This window comes from Blautia faecicola (assembly GCF_004123145.1).
GTDB classification, from domain to species: domain Bacteria; phylum Bacillota; class Clostridia; order Lachnospirales; family Lachnospiraceae; genus Oliverpabstia; species Oliverpabstia faecicola.
The window spans coordinates 1,946,591-1,973,022 of the sequence record NZ_SDKC01000001.1 but is presented as its reverse complement, the minus strand read 5'-3'; the positions used below and the strand labels follow the sequence as shown (position 1 = coordinate 1,973,022).

22 protein-coding genes are annotated in these 26,432 nt (G+C 45.2%); 20 read left to right on the top strand and 2 right to left on the bottom strand.

Annotated features, from left to right (window positions below; all coding sequences use genetic code 11):
* Positions 1 to 176: 176 nt before the first annotated feature.
* The 10 genes from ETP43_RS08815 (at position 177) to ilvA (ending at position 12,714) form a co-directional block, all read left to right on the top strand.
* Complete coding sequence (locus tag ETP43_RS08815; protein ID WP_022170913.1) at positions 177 to 965, top strand: PHP domain-containing protein; 789 nt, start codon at positions 177 to 179, stop codon at positions 963 to 965.
* A 124-nt stretch (positions 966 to 1,089) separates the two neighbouring features.
* Positions 1,090 to 2,355: a cation:proton antiporter gene (locus tag ETP43_RS08810; RefSeq protein ID WP_129257793.1), complete on the top strand. Its 1,266-nt coding sequence runs from the start codon at positions 1,090 to 1,092 to the stop codon at positions 2,353 to 2,355.
* Between the two features lie 158 nt (positions 2,356 to 2,513).
* Positions 2,514 to 3,833 (top strand): aspartate kinase, encoded by a 1,320-nt coding sequence (locus ETP43_RS08805; protein WP_129257792.1) that lies wholly within the window; start codon positions 2,514 to 2,516, stop codon positions 3,831 to 3,833.
* A gap of 154 nt (positions 3,834 to 3,987) precedes the next feature.
* Positions 3,988 to 4,734, top strand: coding sequence for a hypothetical protein (locus ETP43_RS08800; protein ID WP_022399107.1), 747 nt, complete (start codon positions 3,988 to 3,990; stop codon positions 4,732 to 4,734).
* A 162-nt stretch (positions 4,735 to 4,896) separates the two neighbouring features.
* Positions 4,897 to 5,919, top strand: a complete 1,023-nt coding sequence (plsX, locus tag ETP43_RS08795; protein WP_129257791.1) for a phosphate acyltransferase PlsX — start codon at positions 4,897 to 4,899, stop codon at positions 5,917 to 5,919.
* Positions 5,920 to 5,921: 2 nt separating this feature from the next.
* Positions 5,922 to 6,152, top strand: coding sequence for an acyl carrier protein (gene acpP, locus ETP43_RS08790; RefSeq protein ID WP_129257790.1), 231 nt, complete (start codon positions 5,922 to 5,924; stop codon positions 6,150 to 6,152).
* Between the two features lie 15 nt (positions 6,153 to 6,167).
* The gene (gene rnc, locus ETP43_RS08785) at positions 6,168 to 6,869 is read left to right on the top strand and encodes a ribonuclease III (protein WP_129259546.1); all 702 of its coding nucleotides are present in this window, start codon (positions 6,168 to 6,170) and stop codon (positions 6,867 to 6,869) included.
* An 8-nt stretch (positions 6,870 to 6,877) separates the two neighbouring features.
* Complete coding sequence (gene smc, locus ETP43_RS08780; protein WP_129257789.1) at positions 6,878 to 10,435, top strand: chromosome segregation protein SMC; 3,558 nt, start codon at positions 6,878 to 6,880, stop codon at positions 10,433 to 10,435.
* Between the two features lie 120 nt (positions 10,436 to 10,555).
* The gene (ftsY, locus tag ETP43_RS08775) at positions 10,556 to 11,503 is read left to right on the top strand and encodes a signal recognition particle-docking protein FtsY (protein ID WP_022399112.1); all 948 of its coding nucleotides are present in this window, start codon (positions 10,556 to 10,558) and stop codon (positions 11,501 to 11,503) included.
* Positions 11,503 to 12,714, top strand: coding sequence for a threonine ammonia-lyase (gene ilvA, locus ETP43_RS08770; RefSeq protein WP_022170904.1), 1,212 nt, complete (start codon positions 11,503 to 11,505; stop codon positions 12,712 to 12,714). Before ftsY ends, ilvA begins: the two co-directional genes overlap by 1 nt.
* Before the next feature lie 537 nt (positions 12,715 to 13,251).
* On the opposite strand, the gene ETP43_RS08760 is transcribed toward ilvA, so the two are convergent.
* The gene (locus ETP43_RS08760; RefSeq protein ID WP_129257788.1) at positions 13,252 to 14,154 is read right to left on the bottom strand and encodes a DegV family protein; all 903 of its coding nucleotides are present in this window, start codon (positions 14,152 to 14,154) and stop codon (positions 13,252 to 13,254) included.
* Positions 14,155 to 14,432: 278 nt separating this feature from the next.
* Between ETP43_RS08760 and ETP43_RS08755 the strand changes: the two genes are divergently transcribed.
* Positions 14,433 to 16,388 (top strand): SPOR domain-containing protein, encoded by a 1,956-nt coding sequence (locus ETP43_RS08755; protein ID WP_164979662.1) that lies wholly within the window; start codon positions 14,433 to 14,435, stop codon positions 16,386 to 16,388.
* A 105-nt stretch (positions 16,389 to 16,493) separates the two neighbouring features.
* Here ETP43_RS08755 and ETP43_RS08750 read toward each other — a convergent pair whose 3' ends face one another.
* The gene (locus ETP43_RS08750; protein ID WP_129257786.1) at positions 16,494 to 17,651 is read right to left on the bottom strand and encodes an ROK family transcriptional regulator; all 1,158 of its coding nucleotides are present in this window, start codon (positions 17,649 to 17,651) and stop codon (positions 16,494 to 16,496) included.
* 269 nt (positions 17,652 to 17,920) lie between these two features.
* Here ETP43_RS08750 and ETP43_RS08745 point away from each other — a divergent pair, with 269 nt between their 5' ends.
* From ETP43_RS08745 to trmD, 9 genes are all read left to right on the top strand, one after another.
* On the top strand, positions 17,921 to 19,387 hold the full coding sequence (locus ETP43_RS08745; RefSeq protein ID WP_129257785.1) for an L-fucose/L-arabinose isomerase family protein: 1,467 nt from the start codon (positions 17,921 to 17,923) through the stop codon (positions 19,385 to 19,387).
* A 172-nt stretch (positions 19,388 to 19,559) separates the two neighbouring features.
* Entirely contained in the window at positions 19,560 to 21,032 is a 1,473-nt protein-coding gene (xylB, locus tag ETP43_RS08740; protein WP_129257784.1) for a xylulokinase, read from the top strand.
* A 182-nt stretch (positions 21,033 to 21,214) separates the two neighbouring features.
* Positions 21,215 to 22,429, top strand: coding sequence for a MalY/PatB family protein (locus ETP43_RS08735; RefSeq protein WP_129257783.1), 1,215 nt, complete (start codon positions 21,215 to 21,217; stop codon positions 22,427 to 22,429).
* A gap of 145 nt (positions 22,430 to 22,574) precedes the next feature.
* Positions 22,575 to 22,940, top strand: a complete 366-nt coding sequence (gene ylxM / locus ETP43_RS08730) for a YlxM family DNA-binding protein (protein ID WP_164979661.1) — start codon at positions 22,575 to 22,577, stop codon at positions 22,938 to 22,940.
* A gap of 3 nt (positions 22,941 to 22,943) precedes the next feature.
* Positions 22,944 to 24,290: a signal recognition particle protein gene (gene ffh / locus ETP43_RS08725; protein ID WP_022399284.1), complete on the top strand. Its 1,347-nt coding sequence runs from the start codon at positions 22,944 to 22,946 to the stop codon at positions 24,288 to 24,290.
* Positions 24,291 to 24,342: 52 nt separating this feature from the next.
* Positions 24,343 to 24,588 carry a 30S ribosomal protein S16 gene (rpsP, locus tag ETP43_RS08720; protein WP_022170896.1) on the top strand — a complete coding sequence of 82 codons (246 nt, stop codon included), beginning with the start codon at positions 24,343 to 24,345 and terminating at the stop codon, positions 24,586 to 24,588.
* An 89-nt stretch (positions 24,589 to 24,677) separates the two neighbouring features.
* Positions 24,678 to 24,908, top strand: coding sequence for a KH domain-containing protein (locus tag ETP43_RS08715; RefSeq protein WP_022399285.1), 231 nt, complete (start codon positions 24,678 to 24,680; stop codon positions 24,906 to 24,908).
* Positions 24,909 to 25,067: 159 nt separating this feature from the next.
* Complete coding sequence (rimM, locus tag ETP43_RS08710; protein WP_022399286.1) at positions 25,068 to 25,574, top strand: ribosome maturation factor RimM; 507 nt, start codon at positions 25,068 to 25,070, stop codon at positions 25,572 to 25,574.
* 21 nt (positions 25,575 to 25,595) lie between these two features.
* Complete coding sequence (gene trmD, locus ETP43_RS08705; RefSeq protein WP_022399287.1) at positions 25,596 to 26,366, top strand: tRNA (guanosine(37)-N1)-methyltransferase TrmD; 771 nt, start codon at positions 25,596 to 25,598, stop codon at positions 26,364 to 26,366.
* Positions 26,367 to 26,432 lie beyond the last annotated feature (66 nt).

Below are 26,432 nucleotides of genomic sequence, written 5' to 3'. Positions count from 1 at the left end.
GCCAAAACACCTCGCGGTACAGTGACTATTGAATAGTTATTATAAATTTTACAATTATAATTTGTAACCGTGTCGGAAAAAGGTTATAATATCTGTAAAGAAAATAGTAATGACTATCTGCGAAAGCGCAAAAAGACAAGTCGTTATGAAAACTGTACGAAAAGGGGTGAGGGTATATGAAGTTCGATATGCATTGCCATACCAAGGAAGGTTCCATGGATGGAAAAGTCATGATCGAAGAATATATCAAAAAACTGAAAGAAAAAGGATTCGGCGGGATGCTGGTATCCGATCACAACTCTTATGACGGTTACCGGGAATGGAGAGATTCCATCAAAGGAAAGAATCATACAGATTTCGTGGTGTTAAAGGGTGTGGAATATGATACGATCGACTGTGGACATATGCTGGTGATCATGCCGGAGGGAGTGAAGCTGAAACTTCTTGAACTGCGCGGTCTGCCGGCTCAGATTCTGATCATGGTGGTACACAAATACGGAGGAATTGTCGGACCGGCGCATCCATACGGAGAAAAATACCTCAGTCTGATCAAAACCCAGGCGAGAAAGAAGTTTCACGAAGAACGGCTGAAAAGTCTGATGGAACAGTTTGACTTTGTGGAAGTTTTCAATGCCTGCGAATCAGAAGAAGTGAACGAAAAGGCCAGAAAACTGGCCAGAAAGTATCATAAACCCGGATTTGGGGGAAGCGATGCTCACAGACTGGAATGTATCGGAATGGCGTACACCAAATTGCCGGATAATATCCGCTGTGAATCGGATCTGATCAAATATGTAAAAAGTGTTTCCTATATTACCTGTGGCGGAACCCGGTACGATAAAACAACCAAGGACAAACTGGGTCCCTTTAATAAACTGCTGGTGGAATCGTTCTTTGTATATAATAAAAGCGGTGAACGTCTGCGCCGGAGAAAACGAATGAAAGAACTGGAAAACCTCCATTGAGCGGTAAGATAAATATTAAAATTTTATTAAAAAATATTGTCTTTCCGGTGTAAAAATGCTATAGTAGGCAACAGTGCGGTTCTGACCTGAAGATGGGAACCGCAAAACACAGGGAGGAAAAAACATGGAAACAACGTACAATTTTTTACTGGATCTGGCATTGATCCTGCTTACTACGAAGATCCTTGGACTGGTAACACGTCGTTACAATATGCCACAGGTGGTAGGGGCATTGCTGGCAGGTCTCCTGATGGGACCGGCCTGTCTTAATATTCTCCATGAGACCACTTTTATTCATGATGCTGCGGAGATCGGAGTTGTGGTTCTGATGTTCTGTGCAGGTATGGAGACGGATATCGACGAGTTAAAGAAGAGCGGAAAAGCCTCGTTTGTGATCGCATTGCTGGGTGTTCTGGTACCTCTGGCAGGCGGGTTTGCCGTGGCATATTTCTTTAACAAGCCCGGAATTATCGATTCTGATGCGGGAGCCAGTGCGTTTTTACAGAATATTTTTATCGGTGTTATCCTGACGGCAACGTCTGTAAGTATCAGTGTGGAAACGCTGAAAGAGATGGGAAAATTAAAAACTCATTCCGGTAATGCGATCCTGGGAGCCGCAATTATCGATGACATTCTGGGTATTATTGCACTGACAATTGTTACCAGTATGGCAGACTCTTCCGTAAGCCTCGGTATGGTACTGTTAAAAATCGTAGGTTTCTTTGCATTTGCGCTGATTGCAGGTGTGGCATTCTATTATGGTTACAAAAAATGGGAAGAACTGACAAACAGACCACTGCATCGCCATGCAATCATGGTATTTGTATTCTGTCTGTTGCTGTCATATTGCGCAGAAGTATTCTTCGGCGTGGCAGATATCACAGGTGCTTTCGTGGCAGGTCTGGTAGTATCCAAGACACAGAGAACACAGTGGCTGGCATCCAAATTCGATACGATTTCTTATATGCTTCTTTCGCCGCTGTTTTTTGCAAGTATCGGTATCAAAGTTGTACTTCCGGCTATGAACGGAAAAGTTGTGGGATTTACAGTTGTTCTGGTAATCGTCGCAGTGCTGACGAAAGTGCTGGGCTGCGGACTGGGTGCAAAAGTGTGTGGATATAAGAATTACCAGTGTGCCCGTATCGGTGTCGGTATGATCTCCCGAGGTGAGGTTGCACTGATCGTTGCTGATAAAGGATCGGCTCTCGGATTGATGGGATCTTCCTTCCTGGGACCTGTGGTTATTGTAGTTGTGATCACGACTATCATAACGCCAATCCTTCTGAAATTTGTATTTCGTTTCGGACCAAATGGTGCAAGCGGAACGGGTGCTCTTGCAAGCAACTATGAGCAGATTGAAAAATACCGTGAGGGTGAGATGGAAAAATAAACCAGTCAGTATATCGTTTTTATGCAAAAATCATGCGAGAGCATGATTTTTGTGCTATCTGGAGCAAGACATTATTATTGACATATGAAAATGAGAAATCTATAATAGGAGAAAAATGAAAAACCGCATATGTACAGTTATGCACAGAGGAGGAAAACATGAAAAAAGTAGTGAAGTTTGGTGGCAGCTCTCTTGCCAGTGCGGAACAGTTTAAAAAGGTAGGTGATATCATCCGTTCGGATGAAGCAAGACGCTATGTGGTTCCGTCAGCACCGGGAAAACGTTTTGATGGAGATATCAAAGTAACCGACATGCTCTATGAATGTTATCGGGCAGCTGAAAAAGGTGAAAAGATTGCAGGAAAGATCAAAAAAATCCAGGCGAGATACCAGGAAATTATTGACGGACTGGGACTGGATCTGAAACTGGATGAACAGTTTGCAGAGATTGAGAAAAACTTCATTGCGCAGGCAGGAAGTGACTATGCAGCATCCAGAGGAGAATTCCTGAACGGTATCGTGATGGCAAATTATCTGGGTTACACATTTGTGGATCCTGCAGAATGTATTTTCTTTGAAGATAACGGAAATCTGGACGGTGAGATGACTTATAAAAAGCTGGCAGAAAGACTGGGAGGAATCGATCATGCAGTAATCCCGGGATTTTATGGATCTCTCCATGATGGAAGTGTGAAGACATTTTCCCGTGGAGGTTCTGATGTAACCGGATCCATCGTTGCAAAAGCGATCCATGCAGATCTGTATGAAAACTGGACCGATGTTTCCGGTATGCTGGTAACAGATCCGCGTATCGTGGATAACCCGGCCGTCATTGAGACAATTACATACAAAGAACTCCGGGAACTGGCTTATATGGGAGCCACTGTACTGCACGAAGATGCTATTTTCCCGCTTCGTCAGGAAGGTATCCCGATCAATATCCGTAACACGAACCGTCCGCAGGATAAAGGTACGGTTATTGTGGAAAGCACCTGCTACAAACCGGCCTATACGATCACAGGTATTGCGGGAAGAAAAGGATTTGCTTCTATTAATATCGAGAAAGATATGATGAACTCTGAAATCGGATTTGGCAGAAAAGTTCTTCAGGTATTTGAGGATAACGGGCTGTCCTTTGAACATATGCCTTCCGGCATTGACACACTGACTGTGTATGTGCATCAGAGTGAATTCGAAGAAAAGGAACAGAACATTATCTCAGGTCTTCACCGTGCGGTAGCACCGGATGCCATCGATCTGGAAGCAGATCTGGCATTGATCGCGGTCGTTGGAAGAGGTATGCGAAGAAACAGAGGTACAGCAGGAAGAATCTTCTCAGCACTGGCACATAAGCATGTCAATGTAAAGATGATCGATCAGGGATCCAGTGAACTGAATATTATCATCGGTGTGGAAAACCGTGATTTTGAGACTGCGATCCGTGCGATCTACGACATTTTTGTAACGGCTCAGCTGTAAAAGAGAGAGAACCGGATAGGAAGATGGGAGATCCATCCAGTTGACAGATAATTCTGAAAATGTTACAATATGACACAGGGATGAAAAGAAATTGTAACATTTTAGTAACTGTACGGAACAGTTACACATTTTAAAAATAAAAGGAGTACTATATATGAAATTAAAAAGGGGATTACTTGCAGGCGTGGTACTTTGCTGTATGCCGCTGATGACAGCCTGCTCGGCAAAAGATACGATTGGTATTCTGGTAGGCAGCAACAGTGAAGAGACACAGAAAGAAGAGAAAACGGTGGATCTGAACGCTGCCAATATTGACGACAGTGTGGGGAAACCGGAGATTACTTCCGAGATGGGAGATCCGGTGACTTATGATCTGCATGCAACAGCAGATCCTATAACCGTGGAAGCTACGGTATCAGAAGGAACATTAAGCTACCAGTGGTATCGTAACAATGTTGATTCCAACGGTGGCGGAACCGCGATCGACGGAGCAACAGAAGCTACTTATACACCGCCGACTACAGAATCCGGAACACTTTACTACTATGTGGTAGTAACCAATACCGTAGGAGATGGCGTTCAGCTGACAGCCAGCGGAACAAAATGTGTAACCATCACGGAACAGGAAGCTGCAACCGATGATACGGAAGCCACAGAAGAAACCGGAAGCTGGCAGCAGAGCGGCGATAACTGGTGGTATCAGAGAGAAGACGGTACTTATCCGGCAAATGGTTGGGAAGAAATCAAAGGAAAATGGTATCTGTTTGACGAAAACGGTTATATCCGTACCGGATGGTATCAGTGGGGAGATAACTGGTTCTATTTTGATGAAAACGGAGCAATGGTATGTGATGCAGATATAGATGGATATCATCTGGGATCTGACGGAATCATGCAGTAAACAGAAAGAAATATGCAAAGGATCTGTCTGTGAAAGGCAGATCCTTTTTTTGTTGCTTTTTTGCAGAATGTCTAGTATCATATAGATAGTTATACGTTTCTTGTTCCGAAAAAGAAATGCCGGAAGAGAATACGCGAGGTTTATGAGAAAAGAGGACAGAATATGAGTGAATATATAAAAGTTGCCGTGGACGCCATGGGTGGAGATTACGCGCCGCAGGAGCCGGTAAAAGGTGTCATTGATGCACTGAATGAAAAACCGGAACTGTTCGTGTATCTGGTAGGACAGGAAGAGGTCCTGAAAAAAGAGCTGGAAAAATATTCCTATCCGAAAGACCGCCTGGAAGTGGTTCACGCGTCCGAGATCATTGAAACCGGAGAACCACCGGTACAGGCAATCCAGAAAAAGAAAGACTCCTCTCTGGTAAAAGCGCTGCGCATGGTGAGAAGCCAGGAGGCATCTGCTTTTGTATCCTGCGGAAGTACCGGAGCGGTACTGGTAGGCGGACAGGTTCTGGTAGGAAAGAGCAAAGGGGTGGAACGTGCACCGCTGGCACCACTGATCCCTACTGCAACCGGTGTTTCTCTTCTGATCGACTGCGGTGCCAATGTGGACGCCCGTTCTTCTCATCTGGTGCAGTTTGCACGTATGGGATCGATTTACATGGAATATGTTATGGGAGTCAAGAACCCGAAAGTAGGTCTGGTAAATATCGGTGCAGAAGAAGAAAAAGGAAATGCGCTGGTAAAAGAGACATTCCCGTTATTAAAAGAATGTAAAGACATTAATTTTATCGGAAATGTGGAAGCAAGGGATATCCCGAAAGGTGTCTGTGACGTTGTAGTCTGCGAAGCATTTGTGGGAAATGTAATTCTGAAACTGTATGAAGGCGTTGGTTCTACGCTGATTTCCAAAGTAAAGGCAGGTATGATGTCCAGCCTGCGCAGCAAGATCGGAGCACTTCTGGTAAAACCGGCACTGAAAGAGACACTGAAAAGTTTTGATGCCAGCGAATACGGCGGAGCACCGCTTCTCGGTCTGAAAGGTCTGGTGGTAAAAGCACACGGAAGTTCAAAAGCAAATGAGATTAAGAATTCACTGATCCAGTGTATTGCATTTTCAAAAGAAGACATCTGCGGAAAGATTCAGGAGAATATGAAGCAGGAGAAAAAGGGGGAAAACTAGAGATGGAACTGGAAAAATTACAGCAGATAATTGCAGAAGTACTGAATGTGGATGCTTCGGAGGTAATGCCGGGTACTACATTTACCGACGATCTGGGAGCGGATTCCCTAGATCTGTATCAGATCATTCTTGGCGTGGAAGATGCATTTGACATCGAGATTCCACAGGAAGAAGCAGAAAAAATCGTGACGGTTGGCGATGCAGTGGAACTGATCCAGAGCGTTGTCGAATAAGAGAAATTGGGAGATATTATGAGAGAATTAAAGGAACTGGAAAAAAAGATAGGATATCACTTTCAGAATCCGGAACTTCTGGAAAAGGCATTGCGTCACAGCTCTTATGCCAATGAACACAGAATGAACCGGATCGAATGTAACGAGCGGCTGGAGTTTCTGGGAGATGCGGTGCTTGAACTGGTAAGCAGTGAGCATTTATTCACGCAGTTTCCACAGATGCCGGAGGGAGAACTGACCAGGCTGCGTGCGAGTCTGGTATGTGAGCCGACACTGGCGTTCTGTGCCAGAGAGATTGAGCTGGGAAGTTTTCTGCGTCTGGGAAAGGGCGAAGAGATGACCGGCGGACGACACAGGGATTCGGTGACCTCCGATGCACTGGAGGCAGTGATCGGTGCGGTTTATCTGGATGGTGGATTTGCTAATGCAAAAGAGTTTGTGTTGGATTATGTGTTAAATGATATCGAACATAAAAAACTCTTTTTTGATAGCAAGACTATCTTCCAGGAGATGGTACAGGGAAATTTTCCGGGAGAAATTTCCTACCATCCGCTGGGTGAGAGCGGACCGGATCATGATAAGACATTTTCTGTGGAAGTGTGGATCGGTGAACAGTGCATGGGACAGGGAAGCGGAAGAACCAAGAAAGCAGCCGAACAGATGGCTGCATACCGCGCGATCTGTCGCCTGAAAGCTGCGGAAAACAAAAAACAGTAGGTGACCGTATGTATTTAAAGAGTATCGAAGTACAGGGATTCAAATCCTTTGCCAATAAGATCGTATTTGAATTCCATAACGGTATCACCGGCATCGTAGGTCCGAACGGAAGTGGAAAGAGCAATGTCGGCGATGCTGTCCGCTGGGTACTGGGAGAACAGAGTGCAAAACAGCTGCGTGGAGGAAACATGCAGGATGTTATTTTCTCCGGTACAGAGACCAGAAAACCGCTTGGTTTTGCGTCGGTTGCCATTACGCTGGATAATTCCGATCACAAACTGGATATCGAATACGAAGAAGTAACCGTTACCAGACGGCTGTACCGTTCCGGAGAGAGTGAGTATCTGTTAAATGGAACCAGCTGCCGTCTGAAAGATATCAATGAACTTTTCTATGACACCGGTATCGGTAAAGAAGGATATTCCATCATCGGACAGGGACAGATCGATAAGATCCTGAGTGGAAAGCCGGAAGAGCGAAGAGAACTTTTTGACGAGGCTGCCGGTATCGTCAAATTCAAGCGAAGAAAAGCTACCGCGTTGAAGAAACTGGATGAAGAACAGCAGAACCTGGTTCGTGTGACGGATATTCTGTCGGAACTTACCAGACAGCTGGGACCTCTGGAACGCCAGTCAGAGACAGCCAGAATTTATCTGAAGAAAAAAGAAGAACTGAAAATTCTGGATGTGAACATGTATCTGGCAGAGAGTGCTCACATCAGAGAACAGTTAAAGGAAACAGAGGAAAAATACCGGATTTCTCAGGGCGAATTACAGCAGACACAGGCACAGTTTGACCAGACGAAGGCAGAATACGAACGTCTGGAAAAAGAGCTGGAAGAACTGGATACAAAGATTCAGGAAGCGAGGACCCAGGCAGGGGAGAATGCTCTGAAAAAGCAACAGCTGGAAAACAGCGTGGAACTGTTGAAAGAACAGATCCGGGCGGCACAGCAGAACCATCAGCACTACGAAGAACGGATGCAGGCGATCCGGCAGGATCTCGAACGCAGACAGCAGGAAGCGCAGGGACATGAACAGGAGCAGGAAGCCCTGAAAGAAAATCTCGGTGAAGCAGCTGTCAGAAAAAAAGAAGCGGAAGAAAAACTGGCGATCCTGCATCAGAGTATAGAAGAAACCAGTCAGATCATCGAGGATGGAAAGAGTGAGATCATCGAGATCCTGAATCAGCGGGCATCAACAAAAGGTAAGATGCAGCGTTACGATGCGATGCTTGAACAGATCGGGATCCGAAAAGCAGCACTCAGTCAGCGTGTGCTGAAACTGAAAAGTGACGAGTCCCAGCAGCAGGAGATCATCCAGGGACATCAGGAAAAATACAAAGAAATCAGCGTCCAGATGGACGGTATCCAGATGGAGTACCGGAAAGTGGAGCGGGAAGTCACTTCTCTGCGAAGCCAGATGGAAGAGCAGAATAAAAAACTCGAACAGGGGCAGACCGCCTACCACAGAGAGGCATCCCGTCTGGAATCTCTGCGGAATATCGCGGAGCGTTATGAAGGATACGGCAACAGTATCCGGCGTGTCATGGAACAAAGAGACCGCCAGCCGGGGATCCACGGTGTTGTTGCGGATCTGATCAAGGTAGAGAAAGCGTATGAAGTGGCTGTGGAAACGGCACTTGGCGGAAGTATCCAGAACATTGTTACGGATAACGAACAGACTGCCAAAGGGATGATCGAATATCTGAAAAAGAACCGGTACGGACGGGCAACTTTCCTGCCACTGACCAATATGAGAAACAGCAATTTTCAGAGTCCGGCAGCTTTAAAAGAACAGGGAGTGATCGGACTTGCCGATACGCTGGTGACGGCGGAGAGTACCTATCGTACCCTTCTGTCCCAGCTTCTTGGAAGAACATTGGTGGTGGATACGATCGATCATGCGATCGCAATTGCAAGAAAATACCGTCACACTCTGCGTATCGTAACGCTGGAGGGAGAGTCACTGAGTCCGGGCGGTTCGATGACCGGTGGTGCGTTCCGAAACAGCAGTAATCTTCTGGGACGGCGCCGTGAGATCGAGGAACTGGAAGGAAAAGTCGGTGCACTGAAAGAAGAACTGCAAAAGATCCAGAAAGTGATCCTGGACAAGCGGGAGAGAAGAAATGCCCTGCGGGATGAACTGACAGAGATGACCCGGCAGTTACAGCAGTTACAGATCGGTCAGAACACGGAGAAAGTAGGGATTACGCAGGCGGAAGCCCGCATCCGCGAAGTGCGGACCGGTTACGGACAGCTGAAGGCAGAAGGCCGTGAGATTGAAAACCAGATCGCAGAGATCAAAGGCAGCAGTTCGTCGATTCGTGAGGAGATGGAACAGTCGACGACCAGAGAACAGGAACAGGAAACCCTGGTGAACAGTCATCAGGAGATCCTGGAGCAGCTGCAGGAAAAAGAAGCCGCTTACAGTCAGGAACTGAACCAAATCCAGTTAGACTATGCATCTCTGGAGCAGAAAGTAAGTTTTGCAGGAGAGAATCTGAGCCGTATCCATCAGGAAGAAGCAACAATGCGGGAAGAACTGCAGCAGATGCAGGAAGCACTGGAGGCAGGCGGCAAGGAAAAAGAAGAAAAAGAACAGGGTATTCTGACGATTCAGCAGACGATTCAGGAAGCCGAACGGATCCGCGAGGAAGATGAGACGCAGATGCAGAACTATCTGGCAAAGAAAGAGGAGCTGAGCAGCCAGCATAAAACATTTTTCAGCCGCCGGGATGAACTGTCCGCACATATCAGCCGAATGGATAAAGAATGTTTCCGACTGAACAGCCAGAAAGAGAAACTGGAAGAACGACAGGAAAATCAGATCAATTATCTCTGGGAAGAATATGAAGTTACGCCGGGACAGGCGAATACTTACCGGATGGAAGAGATGCCGGAACGCGGTGAGATCCGCCAGCAGATTGCAGAATTAAAAGATGCGATCCGAAAACTCGGAAATGTCAATGTCAATGCAATTGAAGAATATAAAGAGATTATGGAACGTCACACATTCCTGAATGCACAGCATACTGACCTGGTAGAAGCAGCGGAAACGCTGAAGGGTATCATTGCGGAACTGGATGAGGGAATGCGCAAACAGTTTACGGAGAAATTCCAGGAGATCCGTCAGGAATTTGACAAGGTATTCAAACAGTTGTTTGGCGGTGGAAAGGGAACGCTGGAACTGATGGAGGATGAGGATGTACTGGAAGCAGGTATTAAGATCATCTCCCAGCCACCGGGAAAGAAACTGCAGAATATGATGCAGTTATCCGGTGGAGAAAAGGCACTGACAGCGATCGCACTGCTGTTTGCCATCCAGAACCTGAAACCGTCTCCATTCTGTCTGTTAGACGAGATCGAGGCGGCGCTGGATGATTCCAACGTTACCCGTTTTGCACAGTATCTGCATAAACTCACAAAAAATACACAGTTTATCGTGATCACGCACCGACGTGGTACGATGAATGCGGCAGACCGTCTCTACGGTATCACCATGCAGGAGAAAGGTGTCTCCACACTGGTATCGGTCAACCTGATCGAGAATCAGCTGGATGAGTAGAATTGTTTGCAAATCGAAAAAGGACTTGCAGTCGTATATACATCATTCTATAATGAGATAGTGCAGTAAAGTGAAAAAGATACAATAAGGAAGAAGTAAAAAAATAAGAGAGGAAACCATATGTCAGAGGAAAAGAAAGGCTTTTTCAGACGTCTTCGCGAAGGTCTGACAAAGACAAGAGATAATATTGTAGCCGGAATCGATTCTATTTTCAGCGGCTTTTCCAGCATCGATGATGATTTCTATGAGGAAATAGAAGAGATTCTCGTAATGGGGGATATCGGTATCAATACGACCACATCCATTATTGAACATCTGAAAGAAGAAGTGGCAGAAAAGAAGATCAAAGAACCTTCCGAATGCAAACAGCTTCTGATCGATGAGATCAAACGACAGATGGATGTCGGTGACACTGCCTATGAATTTGAAAACAGAAAATCCGTTGTGCTGGTGATCGGTGTCAATGGTGTGGGAAAAACCACATCTGTCGGAAAACTGGCAGGAAAGCTGAAAGATCAGGGCAAAAAAGTCATCGTTGCCGCAGCGGATACTTACCGTGCCGCAGCCGGTGAACAGCTGACCGAATGGGCGCATCGTGCCGGTGTGGATCTGATCGGAGGACAGGCGGGTGCTGATCCTGCAGCAATCGTATACGATGCCGTGGCAGCAGCCAAAGCGAGAAATGCAGATGTACTGCTTTGTGATACTGCAGGACGTCTTCATAATAAAAAGAATCTGATGGAAGAACTTCGAAAGATTTACCGCGTGCTGGAGAGAGAATATCCGGATGCTTATCTGGAGACGCTGGTTGTTCTGGACGGTACGACCGGACAGAATGCGCTGGCACAGGCGAGACAGTTCAAAGAGGTGGCAAATGTCACCGGTATCATTCTTACGAAACTGGACGGAACCGCAAAAGGCGGTATCGCCGTGGCCATCCAGTCCGAACTGGATATCCCGGTAAAATATATCGGCGTAGGAGAATCTATCGACGATCTGCAAAAATTCAATGCAGAACAGTTTGTAAATGCACTGTTTGATGTAAAAACAGAGGAGGAAGAATCATAATGCTTACAATTGACAAATTTGAAGAGGCTTCAGAGGTTGTAAAAAGAGTAACCCAGGATACAAAATTGATTTTCAGTGACTATTTCAGCCAGATGACAGGAAATAAAGTATATTTTAAACCGGAAAATATGCAGAGAACCGGTGCGTACAAGTTAAGAGGTGCGTACTACAAGATCAGCACACTGACCGAAGAAGAGAGAGCAAAAGGTCTGATCACCGCTTCCGCAGGTAACCATGCACAGGGTGTGGCATATGCGGCAAAAGCATACGGTGCAAAGGCAGTCATCGTTATGCCGACAACAACACCGCTGATTAAAGTAGAAAGAACAAAAAGCTACGGTGCAGAAGTTGTTCTGTACGGAGATGTATATGATGATGCATGTGCGCATGCGTATGAGCTGGCAGAAGAACACGGATATACGTTTATCCATCCGTTCGATGATCCGGCAGTAGCAACCGGACAGGGAACGATCGCTATGGAGATCATCAAAGAACTTCCGCTGGTTGATTATATCCTGGTTCCGATCGGTGGCGGCGGACTGGCTACCGGTGTTTCCACACTGGCAAAACTGCTGAACCCGAACATCAAAGTCATCGGTGTAGAACCGGCAGGAGCAAACTGTCTGCAGGTTTCTCTGGATAAGGGAGAAGTTACCACGCTTCCTACGGTCAATACGATTGCAGACGGTACTGCGGTAAAAACTCCCGGTGAGCATGTATTTCCGTATCTGCAGAAGAATCTGGATGATGTGATCACAGTAGAAGATGATGAACTGATCGTAAGTTTCCTGGATATGGTAGAAAATCACAAGATGATCGTAGAGAACTCCGGTCTGCTTACGGTTGCAGCACTGAAACACCTGAATGTAAAAGGTAAAAAAGTAGTTTCTGTTCTGAGCGGCGGTAACATGGATGTGATCACAATGGCATCCGTTGTTCAGCTGGGGCTGATCCAGAGAGATCGTATCTTTACGATTTCTGTTCTGCTGCCGGACCGTCCGGGTGAACTTACAAAGGTTTCTCAGAAGATTGCGGAGCAGCAGGGTAATATTATAAAACTGGATCATAACCAGTTCTATAGTACAAACAGAAATGCAGCTGTGGAGCTTAAGATTACTATGGAAGCGTTTGGTACGGAGCATAAGCAGCAGATTATGCAGGAACTGGAAAAAGATGGATATCGGCCGAAATTGATTCGGACGAATCTGTAAAAATGAATAGACGGAGGCGTCTGGCCGGTATGGGGACGCCCGAAAGCAGACTGCACCATTTGCGGCAACGTGGGCAGGGCAACTTTGAACTAGCCGCCAACTACGACTATATTCACGAGGGTCAGCGGACCCTCGCGAAAGTCTACGTATGCGTCGGATTTCAAAGCTTGCCCTAAACGCCCACAAAGTGTTGCCGCAAATGGTGCAGTCTGCTTTCGGGCTGGGTATCGGCTGTTTTCTAAAGAATCCCACATGTATAACATACTTCCAAATCTAGAAAGCTAACAGAAAAACTTCCGTCCTTTTCTGGTGTAAAAATTGCCGGACATGCATATTTTGCTATAATTCTTTTCCTTTCGAGTAGATGAAAGAAAAGTCAAAATTGGAATCGATAAAAAATAAGACTGAGATGTTACAAGTAGAAAGAAATTATTTGAGAAGAATCAGAAACCATGAAACATGATAAGAATATTGTCAATGTTTCATGGCTTTTGATTCTCCTATGATGAAAATAGTGTATGTTAAAAATGTATAGTTTTATTTGTTACCGCTCAGCTCTCTGTCCTTACCCATAAAGAACAGTGCAAGAGTATCCGGGCCTACGTGGCTGCCGGTGCAGAAGTCGTAGGAGGTATTGATGAATCCGCGGACTTTCACTCGTTTTTGGATCTCTTCCATAATGTACAGAGATTCTTCGTAAGCATCTGCATGGGCGATACCGATGATCTGTTTTTCCGGTTCTACGATGTTGTTGCAGACCAGGGAGATCAGTTCGTGGATCACGGATTTGCGGCCGCGGCATTTTTTGTACTGGACGATGTAGCCGTCCTTGTTTCCGCGAAGAATCGGTTTGATACTTAAGACGTTACCGATGACAGCGGCAGTTCCGCTCAGCCGTCCGGTTTTTGCAAGATATTTCAGATCGCCAACGGTGAAGACACCGTTCATTTTTGCCGGGCAGGTTTCCAGGATGTCAGCCACTTCATCAAAAGCCATGCCTTTTTCACGCATCTCACTGGCATAGATCGCGAGGATTCCCTGTGCCAGGGAAGCGTTGAGGGAGTCGATCATACGGATCTTTCTGGTATAATTACCGGATTCCATCAGATCTTCGGCAGCGATTCTTGCGGAATTATAGTTTCCACTGATATTTTTACTGAGAGAAAAATAAAGCACATCTTTATCCGCCTCCAGAGCCTCCCGGAACGCATCTTCAAAGACACCACTGCTGATCAGTCCGGTCTTGATATCCGCACCGGCACGAACCATATCATAATAATCTTTTCCTTTCTGACGCTCCTCCTCCGGCGTAAGATCCGGATCAAAACAGGTCATTTCTTTACCATTTACAAGATTTACAAAAGAAAGCACTTTAATCTTAAATGCCTTCACAAGCTCCGCCGGAATATTCGCAGCAGAATCAACAAAAATTTCAAACATAATATAAATATCCTTATCAGAAAATCAAGGTAAAAGGGTTGCAAAAAGCAGTATAGGAAAAATGGTGAGGAAAGTCAAGATACGTTTTTGTGGATGCGTCGTATTTTTATAGAATTTTTAGAAAAATGAAATATTAAAAATAATCAGAGCGTTTTGGGACAAAATGTGGGATATCAGCTGACAATGGATAAGCAAATATGATAAAATATAATTTATATATTCTGAAATATTGGATATAGGAAGAGGTTGAAATGAGGAAAAAACGAAGGAGGGAGAATATGTATTGTGAGAACTGTGGAGAAAAATTAAATGAAGACGATGCGTATTGTGGCAATTGTGGGACGCCTGTTAAAAAAACACCGAATCCCAGAAAAAAGAATTGGAAATGGTTTGCGATTCTTGCGATGCTTGGATGTATTGTGTTCGTATTGGCAGTATTTGCAGGAAGCGCAATAGCCATCAGCCGGGACAAAAAAGGGGGAGATGGAAACAATACCGTATCTTCAGATGGAGACAGTCAGCAGGAAGAGAAGGATGTTGCTGATGATGAAAAAGGAGCAACGCACGTTACATGTGAAGCTTTTTCGGAAGATACAGAACTTAATGGTGAAAAAACGGAGGGGGAATATGTCGTTGCAACCGGTTATGATGATTTCGAAAAGGAAATCTGGCAGTTTAAAAGTGACACTATTCCGATGACAGAAATGCCGACATATTATGAAGTTGGTATTCAAAATAATAATTATTATCTGGAAGTTGGAGAAACGCTATATGCATTCGCATTGTCCAATGGAGAACAGCTTTGGTCGTGTGAAGTGGGTAGCTCTATTTCCGGCCATGTTTTTGATGAAAACAATAACCTTTATGTGTGCTGTTATTACGGTCCGGATTTTTGTCATATAAATGAAGATGGAGAAGTGGTAAAACAAATAGATGCTTTTTATACAGAACCGGATGCAATGTTTTGGCCAAGTAAGATAGAATATGACAGCAATAAAGTAATTGTCACGATGGATGGTTCTTCTGATGGTGAGGGTGGAACTGTAACAGTTGATCTGAAAGATTATTCTTATACCAGATCCGATGAAGAACTTGTTGAGAGAAGAGAAAGTGCGAAAAAAGCAAAATATAAGTTATTAACCAAAATACTGAAAGAATATAAAAATGATGAGGTTGCGCCGGCATACAGCGAAATGGATCTGGATGGAAATGGTATCCAGGAGATTATCATACGGACATTTACAGATCAGGCAACAGAAGGTGGAAAATATATCTATCAGATCTATGCTTACAATGATGCAAAAAATGCTTATACCTGTGATGTGGAAGAATTTTATTCGTTTCTTACAGATGTGGCAGTGCATTATTATTATGAAGACAAGATGATAAAACTGGCAGTGGACTGGAGTTTTGCGGATGAAGTAACTTTTGTGATTTATACTTATGATGGTTCCGGATTGACGGAAGAAGAGGTAACGGATGATTTGACGGATTATCTTTCTGTGGAATTTCAAGACATTACAGAACTTGGTTTGAAAATATATGAGAAAACTCAAAAAGAAGAGCCGGCTGATCCTAAGATGACATACGATGTGGAAGATTTTATCGGATATTATTGTATGGATGTAGATGAGGAGCTGTTGAATAAATATCCAAATATGAATCCGGAAATTATCGATTTGTATTTCAATGAGGATGGATCGCTGGAAGCAGCCAGAAAATATCGTTTTGGAACGACAGGTACTTCAAATTTTTATCCTTATGACAGCTACACAATTGAGGGTAATACTTTGATCTGTCAATACAGTAAAGTGGAATCATTCTTTGATGAGCAAAGTGAAACAGGTGAGCATCGATATCAGCTTACCAGTAACGGGAATCTGATAGCAGATCAGGAGGTATGGTTTCGACATAATATAGAAGAAACAAATTCACAGTCTGACAATTCGCAGTCCGACAGTTCGAAAAACACCCCATCTCCTTTTTACGGCATCTGGTGTGGTGCGGCAAAGACGGAGGCAGAGGCTCAGAAACAGGAAAAGAAAATTCGGGAAAATGGATTTGATGCGCAGATGTTTGTGACTACGGACTGGAGCAATCTGAATACTGAGAAATGGTATGTTATCACGGCTGGTACCTATGGAACAAAGGAAGCTGCCTCTGCGGTACTCCAGGATGTGCAGAGAGTTTGTTCGGATGCGTATATCAAATATTCCGGAAACTGGCAGGGATAAAAGGGAATCCCGTAAATCGATTTTATGAAAAGAACCGATAGTTTTTGAAAGATACAGAAAACTATCGGTTTTTGATTTTACGCGAGCAACGAGTCAAACAGCGTATCATGGCTGAAAGCCGGAAAAATACAGCTTCTCAATCCCCAGATATTTACTGATGCAAACCCTTGCCGCCCCAAGAAGCACCCCTGTATCCTGAAGCGTGGAAAGTTTCAGCTGACAGGTAGCGCGGAAACGTGCGGAAAGTTTCTGCAAAATCTCCGGGAGCAGTTGAGGGAGGTAAGCGGTCAGTTGACTGTTCAGGATAATACATTCCGGGGAGAACAGGTTCCAGAGATTGTTGATTCCACAGGCGAGATAGGTAGTGAATTCATCCACTACAGCCAGAGCATCAGCTTCCTTCTGATTATAGCTCCAGACCAGATCGTCGATCGAGACAGTGGTGCGACCGGATAATTCCTGGTAGCGGGAGAGAACCGCCGGTTCGGAAATATATTGTTCGAGACAGCCATGATTGCCACATGGACAGGAACGGCCGCCGGGCTGGACGATCATGTGACCGGCTTCTCCTGCTGTTCCGGCGAAGCCGGTATATAAATGGTGATCCAGAATAATTCCCGCACCGACACCTGTATGAATGCTGACATGAATCAGGTTTTTATGATTTTCCACAAAAGTCTTCTCGGCGAGGGCAGAAAGATTTGCCTCATTTTCCAGCCATACCGGAATATCGAGAGCGTCTGTCAGAACATCTACAATGGGAAGATCTGCCAGATGATAATTCGGAGTAAAAGTGATCTCATTCCGGCAGACGGTTCCATGGATGCCGATACCAATTCCCACGACACCAAAAGGAGTAGCGGGAAGAAGACGAATCTGATTCTGAATGATCTGCAACAGGAAATCGATTGCGGTGTCCCGTTCCAGCGTACAGTTATACTGATGAAGCCGGCAGTTTTGTCCAAGCAGATCACAGACCATCAGCACGGTGCATTCCACGCCGAGATCGAGGGTGATAATATAACCATTCTGTCGACAGAACTGTAACAGGATCGGTTTTCGACCATACTGAGTCTGGTCGCTTCCGATTTCTTCGATATATTGTTCGTCCAGCAGATCCTGCACGATAGCAGAGATCGTTGCTTTGGTGAGTCCCAGTTTTTTTGATATAGCCGCCCGGGAAAGCGGACCGTCATTGATGACCGTTTCTAAAACAAGCCGCCGATTCATCTCCCGGATCAGTTCTTTGCTTCCTGTGACCATGCAGGCATCTCCTTCCTGTAAAATCTTCTTTTTCTTAAACTAATATTTACCATACCACAATTTGTTTGATAAGTAAACAAATTAAAATAAAGAATGTTCCAGGACACATTTTTTCACAATTTTCAGTAAACTAAAAAATATCTTGACGAAAGATATAACAAGTGATACAGTGTGATTAGTTTAGTAAATAAACAAATGAAACGAAAAAGAAACTGCACGGAAGATCCGTCAGAATAAACAGTGAAAGAAAATCAAGGAGGAATAAGATCATGATGAACATGCCGGAAGTAAAATTAGGTATCGTGGCAGTAAGCAGAGATTGCTTCCCGATCACACTGTCCGAGTCCAGAAGAAAAGCAGTGGCAGCAGCTTATAAAGGGGAACTGTACGAATGTCCAACTGTAGTAGAGAGCGAGCTGGATATGCAGAAAGCGCTGAAAGAGGTACAGGAAGCAGGATGTAATGCCCTGGTTGTCTATCTTGGAAACTTCGGTCCGGAGACCGCAGAGACTCTGCTGGTAAAATATTTTGACGGACCTTGTATGGTAGTTGCAGCAGCAGAAGAACACGGAGATAATCTGGTACAGGGACGTGGAGACGCCTACTGCGGTATGCTGAATGCAAGTTATAACCTGCAGCTTCGTAACCTGAAAGCATACATCCCGGAATATCCGGTAGGAACACCGGAAGAAGTAGCTGAGATGATCGAAGAATTTGTTCCGGTTGCAAGAGCCGTTGTCGGACTGAAAAACCTGAAAATCATTACCTTCGGTCCGCGTCCGCAGGATTTTATGGCATGTAACGCACCGATCAAACAGCTGTTCAACCTGGGTGTGGAGATCGAAGAAAACTCCGAACTGGATCTGTTCGAAGCATTCCACAAACATGACGGAGACGAGAGAATCCCGGCAGTTGTTGCAGATATGGAAAAGGAACTGGGTGATGGAAACAACAAACCGACCATTCTTCCGAAACTGGCACAGTACGAGCTGACCCTTCTTGACTGGATCGAAGCCCATAAAGGTTCCAGAAAATACGTTGCCATCGCAGGAAAATGCTGGCCGGCATTCCAGACACAGTTCGGCTTTGTTCCGTGCTATGTCAACAGCCGTCTGACCGGAAGAGGTATTCCGGTATCCTGTGAAGTGGATATCTACGGTGCACTGAGCGAATTCATTGGAACGATGGTAAGTAACGATGCGGTAACCCTGCTGGATATCAACAACACCGTACCGGCAGACATGTACGAAAGCGAAATCAAAGGAAAATACAACTATACACTCAAAGATACGTTCATGGGATTCCACTGTGGCAATACCACAACCGGAAAACTGACTTCCTGCTCTATGAAATATCAGCTGATCATGGCAAGATCCCTGCCGGAAGAAGTAACACAGGGAACATTGGAAGGAGATATCGTACCTGGAGATATCACATTCTTCCGTCTGCAGAGCACCGCGGATGGAAAACTGCGTGCTTATGTGGCAAACGGTGAAGTACTTCCGGTTGCTACCCGTTCCTTCGGTGGCATCGGTATCTTCGCGATTCCGGAGATGGGAAGATTCTATCGTCATGAGCTGATCGAAAAAGGCTATCCACATCACGGAGCCGTTGCATTCGGACACTATGGAAAAGCATTGTTTGAAGTATTCAAATACATCGGCGTAACACCGGATGAGATCGGATACAACCATCCAAAGGGAGACAGATATCCGACAGAAAATCCTTTTGCATAAACTGACAGCAGTGGAATTTGAGGTTCAAAACGAGTGTGAAAAACATCGGGCAGTAATAGAAAACTGCGAATAAAATGCATAGGTTTGAGAGCGTGTTTCAAAGAAGTTTGAAAACACGCTCTCGTATGTTACAGAATGCTTTCTTGCTCATATACATGGAGGAAATTGAAGAATGAAATATTATATTGGAGTAGATCTTGGAACATCTGCAGTGAAACTTCTGCTGATGGATCAGGAAGGTCAGGTTGTCAATATTGTATCCAGAGAATATCCGCTGTCCTTTCCACATCCGGGCTGGTCAGAACAGAACCCGGAAGACTGGTGGGAACAGTCAAAAGAGGGAATCAAGGAACTGATCAGCAAGATTGATGCGACGGAAGTGGCAGGTATCAGCTTTGGCGGACAGATGCATGGTCTGGTTATTCTGGATGAGAACGATCAGGTGATCCGTCCGGCGATCCTGTGGAACGATGGACGAACCACAAAAGAAACCGATTATCTGAATCAGGTAATTGGGAAAGAAAAACTGTCCGAATATACGGCAAATATTGCATTTGCCGGATTTACCGCACCGAAGATTCTGTGGGTGAAAGAAAATGAGCCGGAGAATTTTGCAAAAATCTGTAAGATTATGCTCCCGAAAGACTATCTGGCTTACTGTCTGACCGGTGTACATTGCTGCGATTACTCCGATGCGTCCGGTATGCTTCTGCTGGATGTGAAAAACAAATGCTGGTCAGAACAGATGCTGGAAATCTGTGGCGTCAGCAGAGAACAGATGCCGGGACTTTTTGAAAGTTATGAAAAAGTGGGCACATTAAAACCGGAGGTGGCAAAAGAACTGGGACTGCCGGAAACCTGTCTGGTAGCAGCAGGAGCTGGAGATAATGCGGCTGCAGCTGTCGGAACCGGTACGGTAGGGGACGGACAGTGTAACGTGTCTCTGGGAACCAGCGGAACAATCTTTATTTCCAGTGAGAATTTCGGCGTAGACCCGCACAATGCCCTGCATGCATTTGCTCATGCAGACGGACATTATCATCTGATGGGATGCATGTTGAGCGCGGCTTCCTGTAATAGATGGTGGATGGATACCATTATTGGAACAAAAGATTACGGAAAAGAGCAGGAAGCAATTGAAAATCTTGGAGAAAATCATGTATTTTTCTTGCCGTATCTAATGGGAGAACGCTCCCCACATAATGATCCGCAGGCGAGAGGCACCTTTATCGGGATGTCCATGGATACCAGTCGTGCGGATATGACACAGGCGGTTCTGGAAGGTGTGGCATTTGCCATTCGTGATTCTTTTGAGGTGGCAAAATCTTTGGGAATTCATATCGAGAGAACCAAGATCTGCGGTGGTGGAGCGAAGAGTCCGCTGTGGAGAAAAATCATTGCCAATGTATTGAACATCAAAGTAGACCGGATCGCTTCCGAGGAGGGACCGGCGCTTGGCGGTGCGATGCTTGCTGCAGTTGCGGATGGAACCTTTGCATCGGTGGAAGCGGCAGCTGCAAAGATCGTAAAAGTAGTGGAAACCGTAGAACCGGACCCGGAGATCGCAAAAAAATACGAGACACAGTATCGGAAATTTGTGCAGATCTATCCGACGGTGAAAGCGTTATTCCCGAAGCTTTCCTGAATACAAACGAATGTACAGACAATAAAGTGATGGAAAAACGGGCAGGAAACTAGTTTCAGATAGTATTCCTGCCTGCTTTTACATTTGTGCTTTATACAGAAAACATATATAATATAGATAACTGTGAAGGTGTGGAGCAGTTATTGATAAGAGTAATTATATACACATGGAGGTTTTTACAAATGAAATACGATTTTACAACAATCATGGATCGTCACGGTATGGATGCGATTGCGGTAGATGGTCTCAGTGAAGACGGACAGGGAAGTCCGGCGAAACCAAAAGAGGGATTTGATATTATTCCGATGTGGGTGGCGGATATGAATTTTGCGACAGTACCGACTGTACAGGAGGCAATTGCGGAGAGAGTAAAGCACCCGGCATTTGGATATTTTGATCCGCGGGAAGAGTATTTTCAGGAGATTATCGACTGGCAGACGAAACGAAACGGTGTAGAGGGACTGACTGCGGAGGCAATCGGGTATGAAAATGGTGTACTCGGCGGTGTTCTGTCTACATTACAGGCATTTGCAAGTCCGGGGGATGCAGTGCTTCTGCATAGCCCGACTTATATCGGATTTACCGGAAGTATCGGAAATTATGGATATAAGATGGTTCACAGTCCGCTGAAAAAAGATGCGGAAGGAATCTGGAGGATGGATTATGAAGATATGGATGCGAAGATCAAAGAGCATCATATCCATGTGGCAGTCTTCTGTAATCCCCATAACCCGTGTGGCCGGGTATGGGAACGCTGGGAGATTGAAAAAGCGATGGAAGTATATAAGGCCAATGACTGCGTGGTTATCTCCGATGAGATCTGGTCGGATCTGATCCTGGAAGGATATCATCATACGCCGGCACAGTCTGTCAGCGAGGATGCGAGAAACCGCACCGTGGCGATGTATGCGCCGAGCAAAACCTTTAACCTGGCAGGCCTGGTGGGAAGTTATCATATCATTTATAATTCCTATCTTCGTGACCGGGTGATGGCAGCCAGCAGTAAATCACACTATAATGCGATGAATGTACTTTCCATGTATGCACTGATCGGTGCATATAAACCGGAAGGTTATGAGTGGGTGGATGAACTGTGCCGGGTACTGAGCGGAAATGTTTCCTATGCCTGCGATTTCATCAAAGAACACTTTCCCGGTGTCGCATTAAGCCGCCCGCAGGGAACCTATATGCTGTTCCTGGACTGTGAAGAATGGTGTAAGACACATGAAAAAACCATCGACGAGGTCCTCAAAGCCGGTTGGGATGTAGGTGTGGCATGGCAGGACGGCCGCCCGTTCTTTGCCCCGTACGGCATCCGCGTAAACCTGGCACTGCCACTCAGCAGAGTGCAGGAAGCTTTTGAACGGCTGAAAAAATATGCGTTTGTAGATAAATAATAATCTGAATATGCGGAGAGCCGTGAGAACGAAAAACCTGTCCTTTATCCGGCTATAGAATGGGACATAGACGAAAAGGTGAGGAAGATATCGAAAAAACACCAGTGTCAAGAAAAAGTACTTGACACCCATAAAAGATTGTTGTATGATGTCCAAGGTGATGAACATGGATAGGCTTGCGAGACAGGCATTGTTATATGATTTTTATGGCGAACTGCTGACGGAACATCAGCGAAATATCTATGAAGATGTTGTGTTGAATGATTATTCGCTCAGTGAGGTGGCGCAGGATCAGGGAATCAGCCGACAGGGGGTTCATGATCTGGTGAAGCGCAGTACCAGGATACTGGAAGAGTATGAAGAAAAACTGCATCTGGTAGAAAAGTTCGTAGCGGTCCGCGAGAAAGTACATGAGATTCACGGACTGACACAACACTATGAGGAAAAGAATCTGAATCAGGTGATGAGCCGGATCGAGACTTTATCCCACAGCATATTAGAGGAGTTATAATACATGGCATTTGAAAGTTTAACTGAAAAACTGCAGAATGTATTCAAAAACCTGAGAAGCAAAGGCCGTCTGACCGAGGCAGATGTAAAGGTAGCATTAAAAGAAGTTAAGATGGCACTTCTGGAAGCAGATGTCAGTTTTAAAGTGGTAAAACAGTTTATCAAAGCGGTGCAGGAACGTGCGATCGGTCAGGACGTTATGAACGGACTGAATCCGGGGCAGATGGTAATCAAGATCGTAAACGATGAACTGGTATCTCTGATGGGAAGTGAGACCACAGAGATTGCACTGCGTCCGGCAGGAGAGATCACAGTCATCATGATGGCAGGTCTTCAGGGTGCAGGTAAGACAACAACCACAGCAAAGATCGCCGGAAAGCTGAAAGCAAAGGGCAGAAAGCCATTGCTGGTAGCATGTGACGTTTATCGTCCGGCAGCGATCACACAGCTGCAGATCAATGGTGAAAAACAGGGTGTGGAAGTTTTCGCGATGGGAGACAAACAGAACCCGGTAAACATTGCAAAAGCAGCGATTGAACATGCAAAGAATCAGAACTTCAACGTTGTGATTCTCGATACTGCCGGTCGACTTCATGTAGATGAAGATATGATGCAGGAACTGATTCAGATCAAAGAAGAAGTTCAGGTAGACCAGACGATTCTGGTCGTTGACGCGATGACCGGTCAGGATGCAGTCAATGTGGCAGAGTCCTTCAATCAGAAGGTTGGCATTGACGGCGTCATCTTAACAAAGATGGATGGTGACACCCGAGGCGGTGCGGCACTTTCTATCAAAGCGATCAGTGGAAAACCGATCCTGTATGTAGGTATGGGAGAAAAACTTTCCGACCTTGAACAGTTCTATCCGGATCGTATGGCTTCCCGTATCCTGGGAATGGGAGATGTGATGAGCCTGATTGAAAAGGCGCAGCAGAGCATCGACGAAGACAAAGCCCGTGAGATGGAACAGAAGATCAAGAAAGCAACCTTTGGTTTCGATGATTATCTGGAAAGTATGAACCAGATGAAGAACATGGGTGGTATTTCCAGTGTATTGAACATGCTTCCCGGACTGGGAAACAAAGCAAAAGATATCGAGGGTATGATCGATGAGAAAGATATGGCGAGAAAAGAAGCTATCATCCTTTCGATGACTCCGAAGGAGAGAGCCAACCCGGATCTTTTGAACCCGTCCAGAAAGAAACGAATCGCCCAGGGCGCAGGTGTAGATATCGCAGAAGTCAATCGGATGGTCAAACAGTTTGATCAGACCAGAAAGATGATGAAACAGATGCCTGGTATGCTGGGTGGCAAAAGTGGTAAAAGAGGCGGCTTCAAGCTTCCCTTTTAAATAAACAAATAAAACTATAATAAACAAGGATAACCTTAAGGAGGAAATTAAAATGGCAGTAAAAATCAGACTGAGAAGAATGGGTCAGAAAAAAGCACCTTTCTATAGAATCATCGTTGCAGATTCCAGATCTCCAAGAGATGGTAGATTCATCGAAGAGATCGGAACATACGATCCTACTTGTGATCCAAGCGTATACAAAGTAGACGAAGAAGCAGCTAAAAAATGGCTGGCAAACGGTGCTCAGCCTACAGAAGTTGTAAGCAAAATCTTCAAATTAGCTGGTATCGAAAAATAATGCAGATCCGATAAGGACTGCGGAATCGTTTTTGCCTGGTATATCTTCTGAGAAAAGAAGATATACTGACAAATGCGTGGAGGTGCGTGATGAAAGATTTAGTAGAAGTAATTGCAAAATCCCTCGTAGACCATCCGGAAGAAGTGGTAGTAACCCAGACTGAAGAGAGCAATGCGATTTTGGTAGAATTGAAGGTGGCACCTTCCGATATGGGCAAGGTGATTGGCCGTCAGGGACGCATCGCAAAGGCAATTCGAACCGTGGTAAAAGCTGCTTCCTCTAAATGTGATAAGAAGGTTGTAGTTGAAATTCTGCAATAGCTGAAAATATGAGGATATAGCTGATGGGCTATATCCTTTTTCATTTTACGCGAGCAACGAGCCAAATTCGCGGAGCGTATTTTATCTCGTTGCGTTGCATATCAATAATTGGTCCAGTGGACCAATTTTGATACTATGCGAACAAAGAGGAGTACAGATATGGAACAATTGCTGCAGGTTGGAGTGATCTCCAGCACTCACGGGATTCGGGGAGAGGTAAAAGTATTTCCTACGACAGACGACCCGAACCGATTCAAAAAGTTAAAACAGGTCATTCTGGATACCGGAAGAGAACAGAAAGATCTGGAAATCGAAGGGGTAAAATTTTTCAAACAGTTTGTAATTTTGAAATTTAAAGGCATTGATAATATCAATGACATTGAAAAATACAAAGGAAAAAGCCTGTATGTAACGAGAGAACATGCAGTAAAATTAAAAAAAGACGAGTATTTTATTGCAGATCTGATTGATATGCAGGTGGAACTCGAAGATGGAACACTATTTGGTGTTCTGAACGATGTGATGCAGACCGGAGCGAACGATGTGTACTGCATCCAGACAGAAGAACACGGGGAAGTTCTGATCCCGGCGATCAAAGACTGCATCCTTGACGTGGATGTGGAAACCAGAAAAATGAAGATCCATCTGATGGATGGTCTGATCTGATAATTACAGGAAGGAAAAATTATGCATTATCATGTACTGACATTGTTTCCCGAGATGATCGAGCAGGGCATGGGAACCAGTATCATGGGGCGCGCCATGGAACAGGGGCTGATCCAGTTGACTGCTACCAATATCCGGGATTTTTCAACCAATAAACATATGAAAGTGGACGACTATCCATACGGCGGGGGAGCCGGCATGGTGATGCAGGCGGAACCTGTCTACGGAGCCTGGAAACATGTGACCGAATCGATCGGCTACAAACCCCGTGTAATCTACCTGACGCCGCAGGGAAAAGTATTTCAGCAGTCGATGGTGGAAGACTTTGCGAAAGAACAGGATCTTGTATTTTTATGCGGCCATTATGAGGGGATTGATGAGCGCGTACTCGAGGAAGTGGTGACCGATTATGTATCGATCGGAGATTATGTGTTGACCGGTGGGGAACTTCCGGCGCTGGTTATGATGGACGCGATCTCCCGTTTTGTACCGGGCGTACTGAATAACGAAGAGTCCGCGGAATTTGATTCGTTCCACGACAATCTTCTCGAATACCCGCAGTACAGCCGTCCGGCGGAATGGATGGGGAAAAAAGTGCCGGATGTCTTACTTTCCGGTCATCATGCCAATATTGAAAAATGGCGGAGAGAACAGTCTATTTTACGAACGCTCAGGAACCGTCCGGAACTTCTGGAAGATGCGGTGCTGAGTAAAAAGGAAAAACAATATCTGGATCAGCTGCGCAGGGAACTGGCAGCGGAACAGTCATCGACCGGAGACGGTGAAGAATAAAAATCCGGTATTAGAAGAAAACCTTCTCACATATACTGAGTAGTAGTATAGGTGAGGAGGTTTTTT